This window comes from Brachybacterium sacelli (assembly GCF_017876545.1).
In the GTDB taxonomy this organism is placed as follows: Bacteria; Actinomycetota; Actinomycetes; order Actinomycetales; family Dermabacteraceae; genus Brachybacterium; species Brachybacterium sacelli.
In genome coordinates this window covers 1590473-1610374 of sequence record NZ_JAGIOD010000002.1, presented here as the reverse complement: position 1 = coordinate 1610374, position 19902 = coordinate 1590473, and the positions used below count along the sequence as shown (strand labels likewise).

General features: G+C 66.1%; 20 protein-coding genes and 1 pseudogene. 10 read left to right on the top strand and 11 right to left on the bottom strand.

Annotated features, from left to right (window positions below; genetic code table 11):
* Positions 1 to 25: 25 nt before the first annotated feature.
* A complete protein-coding gene (yczE, locus tag JOF43_RS21765) occupies positions 26 to 781 on the top strand; it encodes a membrane protein YczE (protein WP_209905218.1) in 756 nt (251 codons plus the stop codon).
* A gap of 48 nt (positions 782 to 829) precedes the next feature.
* Here the strand turns inward: yczE and JOF43_RS21760 are convergent, their stop codons facing one another.
* Positions 830 to 2413: an MFS transporter gene (locus JOF43_RS21760; RefSeq protein ID WP_209905217.1), complete on the bottom strand. Its 1584-nt coding sequence runs from the start codon at positions 2411 to 2413 to the stop codon at positions 830 to 832.
* Positions 2414 to 2506: 93 nt separating this feature from the next.
* On the opposite strand from JOF43_RS21760, the gene JOF43_RS21755 reads away from it, so the two are divergent.
* The gene (locus JOF43_RS21755; RefSeq protein ID WP_209905216.1) at positions 2507 to 3187 is read left to right on the top strand and encodes a TetR/AcrR family transcriptional regulator; all 681 of its coding nucleotides are present in this window, start codon (positions 2507 to 2509) and stop codon (positions 3185 to 3187) included.
* A 69-nt stretch (positions 3188 to 3256) separates the two neighbouring features.
* On the opposite strand, the gene JOF43_RS21750 is transcribed toward JOF43_RS21755, so the two are convergent.
* Positions 3257 to 4690 carry an MFS transporter gene (locus tag JOF43_RS21750; RefSeq protein WP_281065143.1) on the bottom strand — a complete coding sequence of 478 codons (1434 nt, stop codon included), beginning with the start codon at positions 4688 to 4690 and terminating at the stop codon, positions 3257 to 3259.
* A gap of 46 nt (positions 4691 to 4736) precedes the next feature.
* On the opposite strand from JOF43_RS21750, the gene JOF43_RS21745 reads away from it, so the two are divergent.
* The gene (locus JOF43_RS21745; RefSeq protein WP_209905214.1) at positions 4737 to 5345 is read left to right on the top strand and encodes a TetR/AcrR family transcriptional regulator; all 609 of its coding nucleotides are present in this window, start codon (positions 4737 to 4739) and stop codon (positions 5343 to 5345) included.
* An 88-nt stretch (positions 5346 to 5433) separates the two neighbouring features.
* Here the strand turns inward: JOF43_RS21745 and JOF43_RS21740 are convergent, their stop codons facing one another.
* The 4 genes from JOF43_RS21740 to JOF43_RS21725 form a co-directional block, all read right to left on the bottom strand.
* Positions 5434 to 6189, bottom strand: coding sequence for an SDR family oxidoreductase (locus tag JOF43_RS21740; protein WP_209905213.1), 756 nt, complete (start codon positions 6187 to 6189; stop codon positions 5434 to 5436).
* 176 nt (positions 6190 to 6365) lie between these two features.
* Positions 6366 to 6935 carry a putative antibiotic biosynthesis monooxygenase gene (locus tag JOF43_RS21735; protein WP_209905212.1) on the bottom strand — a complete coding sequence of 190 codons (570 nt, stop codon included), beginning with the start codon at positions 6933 to 6935 and terminating at the stop codon, positions 6366 to 6368.
* The gene (locus tag JOF43_RS21730) at positions 6932 to 7825 is read right to left on the bottom strand and encodes an alpha/beta fold hydrolase (RefSeq protein ID WP_209905211.1); all 894 of its coding nucleotides are present in this window, start codon (positions 7823 to 7825) and stop codon (positions 6932 to 6934) included. The genes JOF43_RS21735 and JOF43_RS21730 overlap by 4 nt, the downstream gene beginning before the upstream one ends.
* 400 nt (positions 7826 to 8225) lie before the next feature.
* Positions 8226 to 8627 (bottom strand): VOC family protein, encoded by a 402-nt coding sequence (locus tag JOF43_RS21725; protein ID WP_209905210.1) that lies wholly within the window; start codon positions 8625 to 8627, stop codon positions 8226 to 8228.
* 362 nt (positions 8628 to 8989) lie between these two features.
* Between JOF43_RS21725 and JOF43_RS21720 the strand changes: the two genes are divergently transcribed.
* Complete coding sequence (locus JOF43_RS21720; RefSeq protein WP_209905209.1) at positions 8990 to 9469, top strand: MarR family winged helix-turn-helix transcriptional regulator; 480 nt, start codon at positions 8990 to 8992, stop codon at positions 9467 to 9469.
* Positions 9470 to 9581: 112 nt separating this feature from the next.
* Here the strand turns inward: JOF43_RS21720 and JOF43_RS21715 are convergent, their stop codons facing one another.
* From JOF43_RS21715 to JOF43_RS21700, 4 genes are all read right to left on the bottom strand, one after another.
* Complete coding sequence (locus JOF43_RS21715; protein WP_209905208.1) at positions 9582 to 10253, bottom strand: response regulator; 672 nt, start codon at positions 10251 to 10253, stop codon at positions 9582 to 9584.
* Complete coding sequence (locus tag JOF43_RS23075) at positions 10250 to 11452, bottom strand: sensor histidine kinase (protein WP_209905207.1); 1203 nt, start codon at positions 11450 to 11452, stop codon at positions 10250 to 10252. Before JOF43_RS23075 ends, JOF43_RS21715 begins: the two co-directional genes overlap by 4 nt.
* 127 nt (positions 11453 to 11579) lie before the next feature.
* Positions 11580 to 14081: an ABC transporter permease gene (locus JOF43_RS21705; protein ID WP_209905206.1), complete on the bottom strand. Its 2502-nt coding sequence runs from the start codon at positions 14079 to 14081 to the stop codon at positions 11580 to 11582.
* Entirely contained in the window at positions 14078 to 14887 is an 810-nt protein-coding gene (locus tag JOF43_RS21700; protein WP_209905205.1) for an ABC transporter ATP-binding protein, read from the bottom strand. The genes JOF43_RS21705 and JOF43_RS21700 overlap by 4 nt, the downstream gene beginning before the upstream one ends.
* Positions 14888 to 15205: 318 nt before the next feature.
* Between JOF43_RS21700 and JOF43_RS21695 the strand changes: the two genes are divergently transcribed.
* The 3 genes from JOF43_RS21695 to JOF43_RS21685 are packed head-to-tail and all read left to right on the top strand — an operon-like array spanning position 15206 to position 16446.
* The gene (locus JOF43_RS21695; RefSeq protein WP_209905204.1) at positions 15206 to 15535 is read left to right on the top strand and encodes a PadR family transcriptional regulator; all 330 of its coding nucleotides are present in this window, start codon (positions 15206 to 15208) and stop codon (positions 15533 to 15535) included.
* Positions 15536 to 15538: 3 nt separating this feature from the next.
* Positions 15539 to 15994: a VOC family protein gene (locus tag JOF43_RS21690; RefSeq protein ID WP_209905203.1), complete on the top strand. Its 456-nt coding sequence runs from the start codon at positions 15539 to 15541 to the stop codon at positions 15992 to 15994.
* Entirely contained in the window at positions 15991 to 16446 is a 456-nt protein-coding gene (locus JOF43_RS21685; protein ID WP_209905202.1) for a YdeI/OmpD-associated family protein, read from the top strand. Before JOF43_RS21690 ends, JOF43_RS21685 begins: the two co-directional genes overlap by 4 nt.
* Positions 16447 to 16522: 76 nt before the next feature.
* On the opposite strand, the gene JOF43_RS21680 is transcribed toward JOF43_RS21685, so the two are convergent.
* Positions 16523 to 17113, bottom strand: a complete 591-nt coding sequence (locus tag JOF43_RS21680; RefSeq protein WP_209905201.1) for a TetR/AcrR family transcriptional regulator — start codon at positions 17111 to 17113, stop codon at positions 16523 to 16525.
* A 173-nt stretch (positions 17114 to 17286) separates the two neighbouring features.
* On the opposite strand from JOF43_RS21680, the gene JOF43_RS21675 reads away from it, so the two are divergent.
* From JOF43_RS21675 to JOF43_RS21665, 3 genes and pseudogenes are all read left to right on the top strand, one after another.
* Entirely contained in the window at positions 17287 to 17886 is a 600-nt protein-coding gene (locus tag JOF43_RS21675; RefSeq protein WP_209905200.1) for a hypothetical protein, read from the top strand.
* A 37-nt stretch (positions 17887 to 17923) separates the two neighbouring features.
* Positions 17924 to 18722: pseudogene (locus JOF43_RS23325) on the top strand (SDR family oxidoreductase).
* Between the two features lie 208 nt (positions 18723 to 18930).
* Positions 18931 to 19827, top strand: coding sequence for an alpha/beta fold hydrolase (locus JOF43_RS21665; protein ID WP_209905198.1), 897 nt, complete (start codon positions 18931 to 18933; stop codon positions 19825 to 19827).
* Positions 19828 to 19902: the final 75 nt, after the last annotated feature.

Sequence of the window (19902 nt, the reverse complement as noted above, 5' to 3'; positions counted from 1 at the left end):
ACGTGCAGCGACACCACTGGCCCGGATGGGGCCCCGTGAGCAGTTGCGGGCCGGTAACCTCGCCCGCCGGATACCCCAACTCCTGGTCGGTCTGATCGGATACGGGGCGTGCGTGATGCTGCTCGTCGAGTCCGGGCTGGGGGCTGCGAGTTGGAACGTCCTGGCCGAGGGGGTCGCAGAGAACACAGGGCTCTCCTTCGGATGGACGACGAACCTCATCGCGGCAGTGGTGCTCCTGGCCTGGATCCCATTGCGCGAGCCTCCCGGCATCGGAACGGTCCTCAACGTCATGATCGTCGGAGCCGCTGCCGACGCTACCGCCGCACTCCTGCCTGACCTCGACTCCCTCGGTGCCCGCATAGTGGCCTTCGTCGTCGGGCTGGTGGGATTCGCCTTCTTCGACGCCCTGTATCTGGGAGCACAGTTCGGGTCCGGCCCGCGCGACGGGCTGATGACCGGCCTCGTGCACATGACCGGGAAACCGGTTGCGGCCGTACGGACCGGGCTCGACGTCGTCGTCGCCCTCGTCGGTTGGTCCATCGGGGGCACGCTTGGCCTCGGCACGATCCTCATCTCCCTGTGCACCGGATCCCTCGTCGGAGCTGTGCTGCCGTGGGTCACAGTCCGGGTCGAGCACAACGGCCCTCCTACAGACTGCAGACAGGTCGATTGTGACCCGACGAGAGCGACAGCCACAATGATCGACGATCCTCGCGGATGGCCGCACCGCAAGGCGTGGGGGGCCAGCGGGATCTTCAGAGCCACTGACGACGAGAGGTAGCTCTGGACAGCCAGTGCGTTCCGTTGGAGGTTCAGCGGATCCTGACGGTCATGCCCGCTGATCGTTGCGCGGCTTCTTGATGAACAGCGACAGCAGCGCGGCGGCGAGCACGGTGATGATGGCGACGATGAATACCGTGTCGAGGGCGCTGAGGAACGTCAGATGGGCTGCCTGGATGACCTCGGCAGCGACAGGCTCGCCGAGTTGCTCGCGCAACTGTTCCTGGGCACCGGCGGGAAATCCCAGGGCGACGCTCTCGTGCAGGCTGGCATCGGATCCGAGGCCCTTAGCCACCGCGCCAGGTGCGTTGGTCGCCTGGACGGCCTGGGCGAAGGTCCGGGCAACGACTGTGGAGATGATGCTGCCGAAGACCGCGATGCCCAGCGTGCCGCCGAGCTGCTGAGTGGCTTGCTGGATGCCGGAGGCCACGCCGGATTTCTCCTCGGGCGCGCTGCCGACGACGAGGTTGATGGCCGGGACCAGCAGGAACCCTGCACCGGCACCGGCGAGCAGCAGCGCCGGGGCCAGCGACAGCACCGACGAGTCGGTGTCGAGGCCGAGCAGGATGACCAGGGAGGCCGTGATGGCACCGGCTCCGATGAGCACCGTCCCCCGGCTGCCGAGGCGTTCGGTCGTCCAGCCCGCCAGGGGCGAGGCGACCGTGAAGATCGCAGTCAACGGCAACAGCGCCAGGCCCGTGGTCACCGCAGTCTTGGACTGGACGCCCTGGAAGAAGAACGTCAGATAGAACATGATCGCGAAGAACACGAACATCGTCACGATGCTGAGCACGCACCCGATGGCAAAGGTCCGATCCCGGAACAACCCGAGTGGCACCATCGGCCGGGCCACCCGGCTCTCGATGAGGATGAACACCGCGAGCAGCACCACACCGCCGATGAGGAACCCGATCGTGCTGGCCGTCCACCCATTGTTCTGGACGGCGGTGATGCCCCAGATCACGGCGACCATCGAGACCACGAGTGTGATCGCTCCGGCGAGGTCGAGCCGCTCGCGTGACTGCGACGGCGCGTGGCGCAGCACCCGGGCCCCGACGAGGACGGCCAGCAGCCCGAAGGGCAGATTGACCAAGAACACCAAGTGCCAGCTCCCCAGAGCCAGCAGCGCCCCTCCCAGCAGAGGCCCCGAGGCCAGGGCGGCGGCGGTCACCGCGCCGAAGACCCCCAGCGCGCGAGGAAGAGCATCGGCGGGGAACGCGGTGCGGATCAGCGCGAGCCCTGCCGGGCCGATCGCCGCGGCGAACACCGCCTGGAGGACGCGGCCGGAGATGAGCATCTCCACGCTCACCGAGAGCCCGCACAGCAGGGAGGCAAGCGTGAACCCGCCGACACCGGTCAGGAACACCCGTTTGTGCCCGAGCCGGTCGGCCACCGTGCCCGCAGGGATCAGCAAACCCGCGAACACCAGCAGATAGCCCGTCGTCACCCACTGGATCTGCGCTGGGGTGGCTTCCAGATCAGTGGCGATCGACGGGTTGGCGACGGACACGATCGTGCCGTCGAGCTGGATCACCATGATCCCCAGCGCGACCGCCAGCAGGGTCAGCCAGGAACGCCTGGTCACCGGCTGACCTCCGTCGGCTATGGCGTTGCTGTCATGTGGCTCTGTCATCACATGCTCCTTTCTTGTGCAGTGCGCAAGTCGTTCACTTGTGCACCGTACAAGACACTTGCGCACCGCACAAGTGGGTCGTAGAGTTGGGCCATGGCCACCGAACGACTCGACCGTGGGCGCGTCATCGACGCCGCCGTCGCCCTCCTGGATGCCGAGGGGCTCGACGCACTGAGCACCCGGCGGCTGGGTGCGGTGCTTCAGGCCTCGGCGAATGCGATGTACTGGCACGTCGGCAGCAAGGACAACCTCGTCGGTCTCGCCGCCGACGCCGTCTTCGCCGAACTGGAGCTCAACACCGACGACAACACGTCCTGGCGTGAACGACTCGCCGCCACCGCCCGGGAACTCCGCACGATGTTCACCGGCCATTCGTGGCTCACCAGTGCTTTCGCCGCCTACCCGAACACTCAGGGACCCGCGCTCAGGCGCTTTCAGAACCACCTGCTCGTCGTCTGCCGACAGGCGGGGTTCGAGGGCTTCGATCTCGACTGGGCCGGCGCGACCGTGTTTTCCTTCGTCATCGGCGACGCCTGGGGTCAGACTCAGTCATCGACTCCGGACGACTCCTCGATCACGACCGTCGACCTGCTCGAGCAGGTCAAGCCCGACCTCGCCGACTACCCGCTGCTGCTGGAGCGGTACACGGCACTGTCGAACGCCGACCCGGCCGTAGTCAACAACACCAGCTTCGAATTCGGCCTGTGTACCCTGCTCGACGGGCTCCAGGCCCACCTCGACCACCAGGACGACAAAGCACAACCAGACGCATGACCCTTCGGCCGATGAGCCGCCTTCGCTCCCCCACGGCGTGCCGCCAACCGGCGAACACTGACCGTAGTGTCAGCGATCCGCGACCGGGTCTTGTCCATCGTCCTCGTTGTTGGTGGGCAGTGCGAGGCTGAGGGTGGCGACTGCGATGAGGATGACGGCGATGGTGACGAACGCGTTCGCGTACCCGTCGGCGACAGCGTGTCGGGAAGTGCCTGTGGGCTCGCTGAGGAGGTAGAGCACCGCCAGACCGATCGCGCCTCCGGCCTGTCTGGCGGTGTTCATGATGCCGGAGGCAGCGCCGGCGTCGCGGTCGGCGACGTCGCTTGTCACGGCCGTCGTCACCGGGGTGATGAGCAACCCGCTTCCAGCGGAGAACACGATCGCCGGCCCCAGGATGCCGCTGATGTAACCGGAGTCGGCAGTGATGGCGCTTTGCCACACGAAGCCCGCCGCCGCCAGTAGGGCTCCGATCACAATCAGTGTGCGTCCCTGGACATGGCCCATCAGCCACGGTGTGATCTTCGCGGTGACCAGCATGGTGATCAGCGTGTGCGGCAGGAACGCGAGCCCGGTCTGCAGCGCGGTGTAGCCCAGTACCTGTTGGAGGGTGAGGGTGAGGAAGACCCACATCGGCATGAAAGCGGCTCCGGCCAGCACCATCACCAGGTTACCGACGGCCACCGATCGAACCGTGAACAGTCCCAGCGGCATCAGCGGTTCAGCCGTGACTCGCGCCTCGACGAACACGAACCCGGCCAGGGCAACCACTCCGGCACCGATGGTGACCAGCACGGACGGGTCGGCCCATCTTTCCGATTCGATGCGGCTGAGGCCGAACGTCAGTGCCGTGAGCCCGACGGTGGCCAGAATTGCCCCGCCGATGTCGAGCCGCCGGGACGCGGTCCGGTGCCCGTCACGGCCAAGCAGGGCGAATGTGGCAAGGACTGCGGCAGTGCCGATGGGGACGTTGACCAGCAGGATCCAGCGCCAGGACAGGAACTCGGTCAGCGCTCCCCCGATCAGGTTGCCTGCCGTCCCTCCGGCCATTCCGACCGCCGTCCATGCCGCCAGCGCCCGCGTCCGCGCAGGACCGCGTGGGATCGATGTGGTCAGCAGCGTCAATGTCGCTGGTGCGAGGACCGCTGCCCCGACCCCTTGGCCCGTCCGCGCTGCCATCAGCATTCCGGGGTGGCTGGCGATGCCGCCGATCAGGCTGGCCATGGAGAAGACCATCAGGCCGGCGAGGAAGACTCGCCGCCGGCCGTAGATGTCGGCCAGCCGACCACCAAGCAGCAACAGTCCGGCGAAGGCCAGCACGTAGGCATTGACCACCCACTGCAGGGCCGCCGGGCTGAAGCCCAGGTCTGCCTGGATCGTGGGCAGGGCGACGTTGACGATCGACACGTCCAGCACCACCATGAACTGGGCCGCACACGCCAACACGACAACACCAGCACGACGGCGGGTGGCCGGGGGCAGATGGGAGGCAGAACTCGAAGACATACTGATATGATACATACGTATCACTATCGGTTGTTAGGAGATCGCGATGCCGAAGCGCGTCGACCACGACCTGCGGCGTGCACAGATTATTGACAGCCTGGTCCGCTGCGCCGCGCGGGAGGGACTGCATGCCATCACAATGCGAGCCGTCGCCGCCGAGGCCGGAGTATCACTGCGGTTGGTCCAGTATTATTTCCAGTCCAAGTCTCAAATGATGCAGGCAGCTCTCGAGTCCCTCGAATCCCAGAGTGTCGCGCAATGGGCAGAACGCATTACGGCATCGGCTTCGTCGTCCGCCCGTGCACGACTGGAAGCATTCCTCGCGGCAGCGCTGCCGACCGACGAGCAGAGCAGAACCCACCACCTGCTGTGGACGTCCTACGCGGTACTGTCCATGACCGACACGGCCATGGCTGAACAACCGTTCATCGACGGGCCCAACCTCCGTGAACGCGAACTCGCACAGCTGCTCCGTAACGCCATCGACGACGGCGAACTGCCCGTCGACCGTGATCCCGACATCGAAGCAGGCCGCTTACTGACACTTAGCCACGGCCTGGGAACAAGCGTTTTGGTCGGCCAACGCACCATCACGACAGCCCAGAGGATCCTGCAGTACCACCTCGACCAGATGTTCGCCAGCCCGGCACTGTGATCGCCGGCAGACGCCAGAACGTGGTGATCTCTCCACTCTCGGCGACATGGTTGCCTCCGAGCGCCCGATGGGGATGGACTGTCCTGCATCACGTCGCCGTATCGACCGTGTGGAGCCACGTGTCGATGTCCGGTCCGAGGATGGCGGCGTGGTCGGGAGCCAGGAGAGCGCCCTCGGACAGTGCCGGCAGCGCAGGTGCGGTGGTACGAACGGGGCGGGGGCCACCGAGCCGGCTCAGCAGCTTCGTCGTCAGTTCTGGCAGCCGGATCGTCTCTGGTCCGGCAATCGTCCTGGGTCCTGCGCCTGGCCGTCCCAGAGCCGCCTCGACCAGCGCTTCGGCGACAGTATCGGCGGCCACTGGCTGGATGAGCCAGTCTTCGACTCGAACCTCCTCGTCTTCGAAGGTGACGGCCGACGGGTTCGTGGCGAACTCGTGCCACTGACTGGACTTCACGACCGTCGAGGGGACGTTGCTGTTGGCCACGATGTCGTCTTGGGCGCGCTTGGCCACGTAGTAGGGGAAGTCGTCGAACACAGGGCTGTCGACTCCATTGATCGACAGGAACACGAGGTGCCCGACCCGCTGTGCGACGCAGGCTTCGACGATATGGCGGGTAGCCGAGGTGAGTGCTTCGTGCAGACCGATAGTCTCGTCCGGAGGAAAGGCGTTGGAGGTGTCGATCACGACGTCGACCCCGTCCAGCGCATCGGTCAGACCTTTGCCGGTGATCAGGTCCACCCCGGTGGACCGGGAGACCTTGACAGGGCTGAGGCCCCGGTTCTTGAGCGTGGCGACGGTGCGGGACCCGGCGGTACCCGTTGCTCCGATGACAGCGATCTTCATAGTTGGTGCTCCCTTTCGGTTACTTGCGGTTGATCTCGGATAGATGCCGGCTGCCTGCCGGAATCGACCCGGCAGCCAGGACAGTGACGAACACCTCGGGCAATCTGGATGCGTGCGAACCATGCCGACGCCGCCCAAGTGCAGGTCTTCCTCATGATCCGAAGATGTAGAGCGAATTACCGGTCGGGTGGACGCCTCGTGTGCTGGGGTTGTGCTCCCCGCAGCAGCCAGGAACGGGTGCGGTGGGTCAGCCGCGGCAAGATCACCCAGGTGAGCAGGGCGGTCAACGTTGCGGAACTGATCGCCAGCGCCGCAGGTTGCGGAAGATCAGGTGCGAGCGTGTCGAGTCCGGTGGCGATGATCAACAGGGTCGGGTAGACGGCCGCCCAGATGATGAGGAAGGTCTTCCAGCGCGGTGGTGTGCTACGTCCGGGGATCTGGAACCAGGTGTCGCGTCCTCCGGCAACGCTTCGCTCTTCGTCGGAGATTCGATCCCCGCGGGCGATGAGGTTGCGGCGTTCAGAGGAGGTCTCCCACGCGCGCAGGTGGCGGGTGGAGTCGAAGTGGTAGACAAGATGGTTGAGCCCCTGGTCGTCGTGTAGTCGTACCCCGCCCTGGTGGCCGGCGAAGCGCGCGGCTGCGCGGTCGATGTCGTCGGCCCACGTCGCGAACTCCCGCTCGTGACCGGGATGGACGACACGCGTCACGACGACGCTCGCGGCGTCGTCTTCGGCTGGGGTGCTCATGTGCGAGCCCGGGGCAGGAACCGGAGCAGCTGTTCGAGCAGGAAGTCCGGGTTCTCCTCGGGAGTCCAGTGGCCCCCGCCGGGGACGACAGCCGATTCCACGTCGGTGCCGATCTCGTGTGCCATCTCGGCGATCAGTCTTCCATTATCCAGTTCGCCTGCCATGGCGAGCACCGGCATATCCAGCTTGGTGGCCTGTAGTTCGGCGAGGTCGTGCTCGTCCTGGTCGAAGGCGCGGTAGAGCTCAAAGCCCGCGCGCAGAGCGCCCGGGGCGGCATAGGCACGTGCGTAGACGGCGAGGTCGTCATCGGTGATGGCGTCTGCGACCTGGGTGCGTTCACGGTAGAAAGTCGAGAGGTAGTCGTACTCGCGGCCGCCGATGAGCAACTCCGCCACGTCACGCTGGCGGTGCAGCCCGAAGTGCCAGGTCTGAGGGTCGCTCTTGGCCTGCTGCCACGCGGTGGTGCCGGGAACCGGAACATCGAGCATCGTCAAGGACGCGACCCGTTCGGGCCACTGCGCGGCAACTGCGTAGGCGACCATGAGACCGATGTCGCGCGCAACCAAGTGCACGCGGTCGAGGCCGAGCCGATCGAACAACTGGCGCAGGTCGCCGGCCATCGTTTTTTTGTCGTATCCGCCGGCCGGTCGGCTCGAGTCTCCGGCCCCGCGGTACTCAATTGCGATCACACGATGGCCTGCTGCGACGAGGGCCGGCATCACCTTGCGCCAGGCGTACCAGGTCTGCGGCCAGCCGTGGACCAGTACGATGGGCTCACCGTCGCGAGGCCCGCCCTCGACGTGATGCAGACGGACCTCGTCGAGGTCGGTGAAGTGGTGGCTGAAGATGTCGTAGAACTGCGGTGGCAGTGTCTGGCTGGTGCCAATCATGGGGTGCCATCTCCTCTCCGCGAATCAGGTGGGGCGGCTGTGAGTTGATAGACGTTGCCGTCAGGTGCTCGGAATTGTTGCCAGGTCGGCCGGGATCGCCGAGCAATTCGATGCCGGCCGCCCGCAGCTCGGAGACTGCGCCTGGCAGATCCTCGACCACGAAACCGGCCACGGGTTCGATGTCCACGAGCTCCTTGCCCCGGTGGCCCTCGGCGAACACCTCGACCGCCTCTCCGTTGGGCAGGGAAAGGACCCACACCCCCGGCTGTGTCGGCGTGACCGAGAGGCAGTTCACCCATTGATAGGCATCGGTGAACCAGGCGGCGCAAGCCGTGTGGTGCCGCCCCGGCCAAGTCAATTTCGCTCACTCGCGTCACTCGGCACCCCAAGCTCGAAAGCATCAACTGTTAGTGGATCCGCTCTCCATTTGGCTGAGCATGACCGGAGTCGGCATCAGCACGACATGCCAAGAGTCAGGATCGAGGAAGGCGCAGGCGCTGTTACGTTCCCACCACGGATTGTCCAGCTCGACTTCGGGCGTTCCGGCATTTCGCAGCCGCTCGGCCACCTCGGCTTGTTCATCGGCAGAGCCGAAGTAGAAGACGAGCAGATTCTCACGCGTAGGCGCTTCACCGTCTATCCCGTCGGTATGAGCGACGAACTCGAGGTTGTACTGATCGCCGGGCAGGCCAAACATCACCGCTGTCCAGCCGTCTGCTTCGCCCCGATGTAATTCCTGCAGGCCCAGCAAGTCGCCGTAGAAGGTTGTAATGTCGTGGAGCCGATTCGTGGGGCGGGCCATTCTCACCTGCATCGCCGGCAGCTTGGCCGGCCATGATCCCACCGGTACCGAACTACTCATTGTTGTCTCCCATCTACGGATGCGTTTGCACCCGATCGTAATACTTAAAGCGGGCTTGAGGGCAAGACGCGGTGAAAGTGCGGGTCAGGCGCGACTTGAACTCCTGGCTCTCCCGGGTTCGCGGACGGCAGCGCGGGATCGGCCAGCATTGCAGTCTGCACACCGGTGATAGCCACCATTGCCTACCTGGCGACCGCGCCGGCTCGTGTGGGCCCCGAGCCACCCCAGTCCAGTGATCCTCATGGTGCCTCCCGATCGTATCGATGTAAAATTCCAAGTGGAACAACATGTAGTCTAGCCAGATGATTCCATCCGAAACAACCCCCTCAAGCGCAATGGCCAAGGAGCTCACTGCGAGCGAGTTGGCGGCCTGGCGCGGGATGCTGCGGATCACCCACCGGCTCCGCCGCGACCTCGGCGCGGAGCTCACACGCAGGCACCAGCTGTCGATGGCCGACTACGACGCCCTCGTGGCCCTGACCGCACATCCTCACCGGTCGATGCGGATGGCCGCCCTCGCCGAGACGATTCTGCAGCCCCGCAGCAGCGTGACCCGGATCGTCAACTCGCTCGAGACTCGTGGCCTCGTTAGGCGCGATCCCACTCCCGATGATGCCCGCGGTGCCTCGGCAAGCCTCACCGGCAAAGGTCGGCGGGTCTTCGACCAGGCACACCGCACCCACATTCAGGGCGTCCGAGAGCGATTCCTCGACCACCTGAGCGCGGACCAGCTCGACGCGCTCTCACGTGCCTGGAGGGCGGTCGACTCCACCGTGCTGTGATTATCGTGACCGACCCGCTCCGGACCACAGAAAGCGAACGGTCTCCTGCAGAATTCCCTCATCACTGGCGTTTGCAACCGACGATCCACACGCCCTCGCCGTTATCGAGAGTTCACCGGTCCATCCGACCGGTGCGGTAGGCCCAGGTGGCGATTTCGACCCGGTTGCGTGCGTCAAGCTTGGTTTGGATCGCCGAGAGGTGCGTTTTCACCGTCGACAATGAAATGTGCAAACGGTCGGCGATCTCCTGGTTGGTCAGCCCCTGGGCAGTCGCGTTCAGCACGGCATCTTCGCGACCGGTGAGCCGCTCGACCGGTCCGGTCGGTCGTGGGTTGGCTGCCTGTGGTTTCGGTGGGGGTTCGGCGAAGTGTTCGAGCAGTCGGACCGTGATGGCAGGCGAGATCAGGGCGTCACCGCGAACGGCTGCTCGGACGGCTTCGACCAACAAGGTGGGCCCGGCGTCTTTGAGGAGGAAGCCGCTGGCACCGTTGGTCAGGGCGGTGTAGACGTATTCGTCGATGTCGAACGTCGTCACGACCACGACCTTGAGCGGATCCCGCACGGTGAGTCCGGCAAGTCTGCGGGTGACCTCAAGACCGTCGGGTTCCGGCATGCGGATGTCGAGCAGACACACGTCCGGCCGCAGGGTCCGGGCGCGTTCGAGCGCATTCGCGCCGTCACCGACGTCGGCGACGACCTCGATGTCGGGCTCATTGTCGAGGATCATGCGGAAGCCGCCGCGGACCAGTTCCTGGTCGTCAGCGATCAGAACCCGGATCGTCACGACTGCCCCGGACGTATCGGCAGACGTGCGTGGACGCGCCACCCGCCAGCTGGACCCGGCCCGGCGGCGAAATCGCCGACGAGCATGTCCACCCGTTCGGCCAACCCGACCAGCCCGTACCCCTGACCGTGATGAGGCGGTGCGCCGCGCCCGTCGTCGGTGATATCGAGGATCACGTGATCGTCGGTCAGACGGGTCACGACGTCAATGTGGGAGGCGTGTGCGTGCCGCCGGGCGTTGGTCAACGATTCTTGGGTGATGCGCAGCACGGTCGAACTGACCTCGGGTGGCAGGCGCGTGTCGGTGTCGTCGTGGATGGTCAGACGCACCTGAGGAGGCCCGGTCGCGTTGGCGAGTTGGTGAAGGGCGGCGCGCAACTCGGTGGGTGCGCGTGGGGCCGGAGTGGTGTCCTCGCGCAGCATGGCGACCACGCGGCGCATTGCGGTCAGTGCCTCGGTGCTCGCTTGTTCGATGTGGTCGAGAGCGCAGACGGCTGCCTGTGGGTCGCGTTCGGCGATGTGCCGTGATGCTTGGGCTTGCACGATGACTCCGGTCATGTGGTGGGCGACGGTGTCGTGGACGTCCCGGGCCAGGGCGAGGCGTTCCTCGCGCCGGGCATGGGCGAACTGCTGGGCGCGGGCGGCTGCTGACACACGCAGGAGCAAGCCGATGCTGACCGCGGCCACGACGACGGCCAAGGATGAGGCGATCAGCACGAACGCTGGGGTGTCAGTCCCGTAGGCGGCCAGCCGCAGCAGCGGGGCGCTGCCGGCGGCCAGCCCAGCAGCGGCGACGACGGCGACCGCGGGCCCGGGTCGGCAACGATAGGCGGTCAGCAGCGACAGCAGTGCCAGACCGTATCTCTCGGGCGGAGTCAGCACCGTCGGCCGCCACTCGCCGGCAGCGGGCGTGACGACCAGCATGGCGATGGAAACTGCGACGATGGTCAGGGCAGCGCATGCCCCGGCGACAACGACGTGTTCGGGCAGGGTCCGCCGCGGCAAGGCGAGCATCGTCGCGGCCGCGACGACGAGAGCACTGGACCATTGCACCCATCCCAGCGGCGGGGCGCTCAGAGACCAGGCGCGTAAGAAACCGGCCGGGACGCTGACGGCGAAGAACACGCCAGCGAGGACGAAACCCACCGGAGGCAACCAGGCACGACGGGATGAGAGCACCCCCAGCAGACGATTGCTCACACCGCTACACCAGTGTCCGGAACGTAGATTCTGCACTGTGCGAGGCGTCCTCCTATCGGTGCCCTCCGCTGACCGTGGGCACTTTGCCTATTGTTGCCGTTGGCTATCCAATTTACCTGTCCGGGCATCATTCGTCGGCCAGTGCGGCCACGACGGAGGTGCGGGCGGCGCGGCGTGCCGGGAGTACCGCAGCCAAGAGTGCCGCCGCCACCGCCGCGGCCGTGAGCCCGGCCAGGCGCAGCCAGGGCACGGCGAGGACAACCTCGAAGGAGGAGCCGAGCATCGAGGAAATCGCTGCCCAGCCGAAGACGATGCCCAGGATCGCGCCGAGCAGCGTACCGATCAGCGCCAGCAGGGCTGCCTCGGCGGCTAGCGCTGCGCGCAGTTGCCCGCGGGTCAGTCCCAGGGCGCGCAGCAGCCCGGACTCACGGGTGCGTTCGATCACCGACAGCGTCAGGGTGTTGGCGATTCCGAGCACGGCAATGACCATCGCCACCGCCAGCATCGCAGTCGTGACCCCCAGCACGGAGTCCAGGGTCCTGGTGTACGTCGCCCGGGTCTCAGCAGTACCGCTGACAGTGACATCGTGCCCGGCCGCAACCTCATCGAGGGCAGCGCTGACCTGAGCCGGCTCGGCGTCCGGCGCGGCTTCGGCGAAGACCCCCACCAGCGGCGCATCCGGGAACAGGCGCGCGAGGTCTCGCTGGGTCACGAACGCGGCCTCGGGGGCTGCCTTGTGGCCCAGGATGGCGCTGACCGTCAACGTCGCGGTGTCTGCGTTGCTGCCGGTCAACTCCAGCGAGTCGCCCGCTTCGAGTCCGAGCTGGTCGGCCAGCGAGGAGTACAGCACCACCTCTCCCGGCCTCAGGTCGGCGATGTCCGGCAGCTGTGACGTCACTGCGGCCAGCTGTTGTGGGTGGTAGCCGGTGATGCCGATCTCGTGTCCCTGCACCTTGGTGGTCGTTGAGTGGACGACTGTGGTCTCGGACAAGCTGGGGAGGTCGCGGACTTCGGCGACCACCTCGGCCGGTATTCCGGATTCGGCGCGGACCATGTAGTCGACCGGGAACGTCTCATCGAGCTGCGCGTTGACCGTCGCCCGGGTCGAGGCCGCGCCGACGCTGAGCACGCTGATCAACGTCACTCCGACCATCAGCGCCGCCGTCGTCGCCGCCGCCCGGCGAGGGTTGCGCACGGCGTTGAGCGCGGCCAACCGCCCAGGTGTGCCCAGCAGTCGGGCGAAGACGGCACCGATGAGACGCGCCAGCGGCGGCACCAGGACCGGCGCGGCCAGCAAGACACCGATAAACGCTGCCGCGCAACCGGCGAAGACGACCGCGAATCCCTGCGTCGACGACATCACGAGACCGCCCACGGCCAACGCTGAGGCCCCGGCGATCACTAATACAGTCGCGATGCCGATGCGGACCCGTCCGGTCCTTGGTGCGTGCCCTGCTTGGTCGCGCAGGGCCGCTACCGGCGGGATCCGGGTGGCCGCGCGAGCAGGCAGCACGGCGGCGGCGACCGTGACCGTCACTCCGACGACCAGTGGCACGACAACGGCCGGGACCGACAATGTGACCGTTCCGAACGGGAACGTGGTCAGTGCTGCACTCAAGACCGTGCCCACGAGCGACGTCAGACCGTAACCGAGAGCCACTCCGGCCAGCGACCCGGCCAGGCCCACCATCGCCGACTCGGCGAGCACGGAGACGAACACCTGCCGACGTGTGGCCCCGACACAGCGCAACAGCGCCATCTCCCGGGTGCGCTGGGCGACGAGAATGGAAAACGTGTTGGCGATCACGATAGCCGCCACGAACAGGGCGATGCCCGCAAAGGCCAGCAGCACCATCGTCACACTCGCCGTGCCCCCGGACGAGACCTGCCCACTGGCGTACTTCTCGGCGGTGACCACCTCGTAGTCGGGACCAACGGCCGACCCGACGTGGCCGGCCAACCGCTGGGCGGACGCCGAGTCGTCACCGGTGGCCAGGATCATGGCCGACCCGCGATCGTCGGTGATGGCCTGGACCTGGGCGGTGGTCATCCCGAGAAACGACGAGTCGGCATACTGCGGACCGTCACCTGGATCGACGAGGCCGACGATGCGCAGCGTCTGCCGCTCCTGGGCACTGGAATCGGTGCCATCCAGCCCCACGGCCACGGTGTCACCGACACCGAGCCCGCTGCGCTGCGCGGTGACCTGGTCGAGAACAGTCTCCCCCGGCTCGTTGGGCAGTTGGCCCTCGATGATCTGCGGCCATCCCAGCTCCGGGGTTGAGGCAACACTGACGATCGTGGCCGAGGACACCGGGCCGCTGGGCAGATACAACGCCCCCGGCTGATAGCGGGCCACCCGGTGGTGCGCCTCGCCCACTCCCGGGGTCTGGGCCACGTCGGCGGCTACCTCGTCGCTGATCTCGCCCTCGTCGGGGGCGGTGACCACGACGTCGGCGGACCCCAGGTCCTGGGAAAACGTGTCTGACAGTGCTGAGCGCATCGCGCCGGTGAACATGAACGTTCCGGCCACGAAGGCCGTGGCCAACACGATGGCCAGTGATGACAAGAGCAGGCGTGAGCGGTGAGCGCGCAGGTTCGCGAATGTTGTCTTGAGCACAGTCTTCATCCCTCAAGCGTCTTGAGCGTGTCCAGGATGGACTCGGCAGTGGGATCGGTCAGCTCACCGGCCAGGCGACCGTCGCGCAAGAACACCACCCGTTCGGCATAACTGGCCGCCGCCGCATCATGGGTGACCATCACCACCGTCTGGCCGAGCTCCTGGACGGCCATGCGCAACAGCGACAACACCTCCGCGCCGGCACGGGAGTCGAGGTTGCCGGTCGGTTCATCGGCGAAGACCACGTCGGGCCGGGTCACCAGCGCCCGCGCGCAGGCGACCCGCTGCTGCTGTCCGCCCGATAGCTGGCTCGGTCGGTGCCCGAGGCGCTCTCGCAGGCCAAGTGCGTCAATCACGCGGTCCCGCCAGGCCGGATCGGGATCACGCCTGCCGGCGATATCGAGGGGAAGCTGAATGTTTTGCTCCGCCGTCAGCGTGGGCAAGAGATTAAACGCCTGGAACACGAATCCCACTCGTTGCCGGCGCAGTAAGGTGACCTGCTTATCGGCCAGGCCGACAAGCTCGGTGTCTCCGATGATGACCGACCCCGACGTGACCGCGTCGAGACCGGCCAGGCAATGCATCAACGTCGACTTGCCCGACCCGGACGGGCCCATGATCGCGGTGAACGTGCCGGTCGCGAACGTGGCCGAGACACGATCTAAGGCCGTGACCGAGGTGCCGCCGCCGTCATAGGTTTTGACGAGATCGCGAGCAGCGATGGCCGCCCGCGTGCCCCGGTCGCGAGTGTTCTCAGGTGCTGTCACCGGCAATGTGAATTCCTCCCCAGCACCTGCAGGTGCCCGTGATGTCATGATCAGAACAACAACCACTCTGCCTAAGACCAGGCACCCAGCGCCTCGGCCGATCGGTCCGAAAATATGTCCGCCTCTCCCCCGATCGGCCGAGGCCACGGCATCACAACCGATCAGGCCAACGATTGCCGACGGGGAACGGATCCGATGAATCGCGGCAGCGGCGGCGTCGGAGTGGTTCTGGCCTCCCCGGTCAGTAAACGCCACACACTGCCTACGCGAGGACACGAGTCATGCCCTGGCTTACTCACGGTCGAGCAGGTATTATCCATAATGGATATCATCCAGTGTGGATAGTAGGTGGTCATGACTCCGGCGATGCTCACGCTGCTGGTCGCGCTCAGCGACGGCGAGCAGCACGGCTACGCTCTGATCGACCATGTCGAGGCGCTGACAGCAGGGGGTGTCAGCCTGGGCCCGGGCACGTTGTACCGGACCTTGCAGCGGCTGCGCGTCGAGGAGCTCATCGTCGAGGTCGATGCCGATCCGGCTGCCGAAAGAGCCGACCGACGCGCCGAGAGACGGCGCAGATACGCGATCACCGAAGCGGGCAAGGCCGCAGCGGCTAAGGAACTGCGCCATCTGCATGCACTGGTGACATCCGAGCAGGCCGTCCGGCTGCTCGACGAAGCGAGACCGAAGGAGTAAACGATGGACACCAACGAATACGCGGGCATCACACCCCACCTGACCGTGCCCTCGACCGATGAGGCCGTCGAGTTCTACAAGGCGGCCTTCGGGGCCGACGAGCTGATCCGCAACGCCAGTGATGACGGTCGGGTGTTCCACTGCGAGCTGCTCATCAATGGCGGCAGACTGCTGCTGCACGACGATTTCAGCGACGACGGCCAGACCCCGACAGCCCTCGGCGGCAGCCCGGTCACCCTGCACCTGTACGTGGCCGACGTCGATGCCGCCTACCAGCGCTGCATCGAGGCCGGTGCGGAGTCGCTCGAACCGCCGGAGGACACGTTCTGGGGCGACCGCTACGCGCAGATCAAAGACCCGGCCGGCCACCAGTGGTCGATGGGCACCCGCCAGGAGGACCTCTCGCTGGCCGAGCACGAGGAACGCGCCGATGAGTGGAGCAGAGGACACCTCGGATGAGCCAGACATTCACCACCCAGATCGAACTCGGCGGCAAGACCGCCACCGGCTTCTGCGTTCCCGCCGACGCCGTCGCAGCGATGGGCGAGGGGAAGAAGCCGAAAATACTGGTGACCATCAACGGCCACACTTACCGCAGCACCGTCGCCGTGTACTCAGGCATATACATGTTGCCGCTGAACGCGCAGAACCGTGAAGCGGCTGGTGTCCAGGCGGGCGACACCGTGGAGGTCACGCTCGAGCACGACACCGCCGAACGCCGAGTCGAGGTTCCCGACGACCTTGCAGCAGCGCTCGAGGCTCACGCTGGCGCGCGTTCGGCGTTCGACGGACTCTCGTACAGCAAACGTCGCAAACGCGCCGACGGGGTCGCCACCGCCAAGCGGCCCGAGACCCGTCAGCGGCGCATCGCCACGATCATCGATGAGCTGACCGACGAAGCCAATACCTAACCGAGGGATGATCCTGCTGCGTGCTGTACTGGCCAAGGCAACCCTTGACCGGAAAAAGGGGTTGCGGCCAGCTTCCTTACTGGATCAGGTCGGCGACGAGTTGATCGACGAGGTCGGTGTGCATGCCTCGCAGCGTACTCGGCCCGTGCAGGCGTTCGAGCGTCGCGTGGTGGAAACAACGGGCCTGAACATTCATCGCGCAGGTCAGCGTGTCCTTCTCCGGCGGGATGCCCGCGCGTTGCTGCAATGCGTCAAGTGACCTGGCGAGCCCCTTGGGATACTCATCGGGACCACCCGGCGCTTGAGCAAGCAACTCACGAAACCGGGCACTCAACGATTCATCGGCCAAGAGTGTGACAGTGATCGAAGCCATGCGCTCCTCATGCGCGTAGACCTCGCTCACCAGCCTCGTCAGCAGCCCGCGGGGCTCGGTGCCGGCATCCATGTCGGGAAGCTCGTTGCCCGGCGCACTGTCGAGAATCACCGCCAGCAGCAGGTCCTCCCTGCCGGAAAAGTGCCGGTAGAGAGCGCCCGCAGACAGGCCCGCCTCCTGCGCGACCGCGTCAATCCGCACCCGCGCGATCCCGCGCTCGGCCATGACCGTGCGCGCCGCCTCAATCACACGCTGACGCGTGGCCGAAGTCTCCGTGCTACCGTGAGTAAACATTCATTCACATCCTACAGGGGGTCTTACATATGTCATCCACCGCGCCCGATAGCGCCTCTCCCAGACTACGCACCGCTGGCGTAATCACCTTTATCGCGACCGTGCTGAGCGCGGTCACGGGCATCCTTCACGGCACGCTCACCGCCGGAACCGATCCATCCGCATCGGAGACGGTGTATGAGCACGTCCTCTCGACACCCGCCTGGGCACCGGCGAACCTATTCATGCTCCTCGGGCTGCTCGGGTGGCTCGCCACTTTCGCCGCGATGGAGAAGGCACACCCTGGCGGCGGCTGGCTCGGCCGATTCGCAACCATGACCTTCGCCGTCGGCATCGCAGCTTCGGCTTCGCTGTTCCTGATCGACGCGATCGCGATTCCCGGGCTCGCAGCGCAGTGGGAGACAGCAGATCCGACACAGCAGGCCACGCTCGTCGCCGTCGGTGACGCCGTCCAAGTCGCGATCCGCACACCCCTGTTCAACGTCCTGCCCCTCCTGGTCTACGGCCTCCCCTTCGCCCTGTTCGGCATCGCGCACTGCTCCAGGCGGGGACCGGCCCCCCGCTGGGCTGCGGTCATCGCCGCCGCGACCGGGACGGCGACCTTCCTCGCCGGCATCACCTGGTCGCTCGGCTCAACGGTCATCCCGGAACTCTTCATGTGGGCCGTCGCACTCCCCCTCCTATGGGTGTGGGGTGTCGCAGTCGGCATCACCCTGATGAGAACCCGTCACCCAGAACCAAGTGATCTCACCGAGGACCGCCTCAGCCCATAATCGTCTCGGCTGCAGAATCCCGATCGAAACCTTGCCAATGGCGGTATCGATGAGGAACCGACTCCGTCAGATGTTCGTGTGGGAGACTTGGATCATGGCGAAGTTCAGTGGCAAACGTGTGCTCATCACCGGCGGGACGAACGGGATCGGGCTAGCCGGTGCCCGGCGGCTGGTTGACGAGGGCGCACAGGTGATGGTCACCGGCACCAACGCCGACCGACTGGAAGCCGCTCGATCCGCCATGCCTGGCGTGCTGGCATGGCACAACGACGCCGCTGAGCCAGACACAGGTAACGCCCTGGCCACCCACGTCGCCGAAGCCGGAGCCGGACTGGACGGGCTCTGGCTCAACGCCGGCTACACCGACATCGCCCCCCGTGGAAGAGGTCACGGTCGACTTCTTCGACCGCATGATGGCCGTCAACGTCCGCGCCGCCTTCCTACAACTCGCCGCGCTGACACAACATCTCAACGACGGCGCGTCGATCGTGATCACCTCCTCGACCGGTTCGGTCGAAGGCTCGCCGGTTGCCACCGTCTACGCCGCCACCAAGGGCGCGATTGAGTCCGCAGCCCGCGGCTGGGCCACGGCACTGGCACCGAGAAACATCCGGGTCAATGTGCTCGTGCCCGGCAACGTCGACACCGACTTCCGACGCTTCATGGACGACGACACCCGCGAGACGTTCAACCGCGACGTCATCGGCCGCGTCCCGCTCAGCCGTGCAGGTACGCCCGACGAAGCCGCAGCCGTCGCGTTGTTCCTGCTCGGCGATGATGCCGCCTACGTCACCGGCTCCCGCTACTTCGTCGACGGCGGGCTGAGCAAGCGCTGAGTTCGTCGCGAGCGACAGGAAGAGCAGAGGTCTCCACGCTGTCCGATCTGTGACAGCGCACTGGTCACACGGCCGATTCTGATTCGATCCAAGTGACTGTCGGGCCGCGTCACTCAGTCCACGCCGCCGACTTACCTCTTGTAACCGTTTAATTTGTCCTTTACGGTTACTCGGAGACGAGGATCGTCCTCGTCGCGAAGGGAGCATCATGCTGCACTCGGCCAAGACCCGGCACCGCCATCGCGAAGTCGGTCGACTGCAGGTGCACTACCGCGAGAGCGGTGTGCCGTCATCGACCGCGGTCGTGCTGCTGCACGGAGCCCCCAGCTCGTCCTACTCCTTCCGCGAGGTGCTCCCTACCTTGGGCGAGCACGCCTACGTGGTCGCCCCGGACATCCCTGGCTTCGGATTCTCCGACGCACCAACGGTCGAGGACTACGAGTACACCTACGAGCACCTCTCGCGCGTGATCGAGGCACTGCTCGATGACCTCGGTGTGACCCAGTACGTGTTGTTCGTGACGGACTACAGCACACCGGTGGGCTACTTCATGGCCACCCGTCACTCGGAACAAGTGCTGGGCCTGGTGGTGCAGAACGGCAACGCACACGAAGCCGGCCTGGGCCAGGTGTGGGACTCCGCTCGGCGGTACTGGGCCGAACCGACCGAGGAGAACCGGGCCGCGCTGCCGGACTGGCTGACCTTCGAGGGCACCCGCGACACCTACCTCGCAGGGGTGCCCGATGAGGTAGCAAAGTTGCATCCGCCGGAGTCGTGGCATCTGGACTGGCAGCGCCTGTCGCGGCCGGGCAACACCGAGGTGTACTTCCAATTCTTCTACGACTTCCGCACCCACGTCGCCCGCTTCGCCGAGATCGCCGACTACCACGCCGAGCATCAGCCACCGTGCATGGTGCTCTGGGGCCGCCACGACCCGGCCTTCGACATCGCCGAAGTCCTCGCCTACCACCACGCACTCACCACCTTCGAGGCCCACATCTACGACGCCGGGCACTTCCTGCTCGAGACCCACGCCGCCGAGGTCGCCGACCTGCTCGTGACCTTCACCCGTGACGCCTTCGACCGCGCAGGGGTGCGATCGTGAGCACAGCAGAACTGACAGTGAGACCGCTGACCCGGGACACCTGGGAGGACTTCGAGACCGTCATGGGTGCACGCG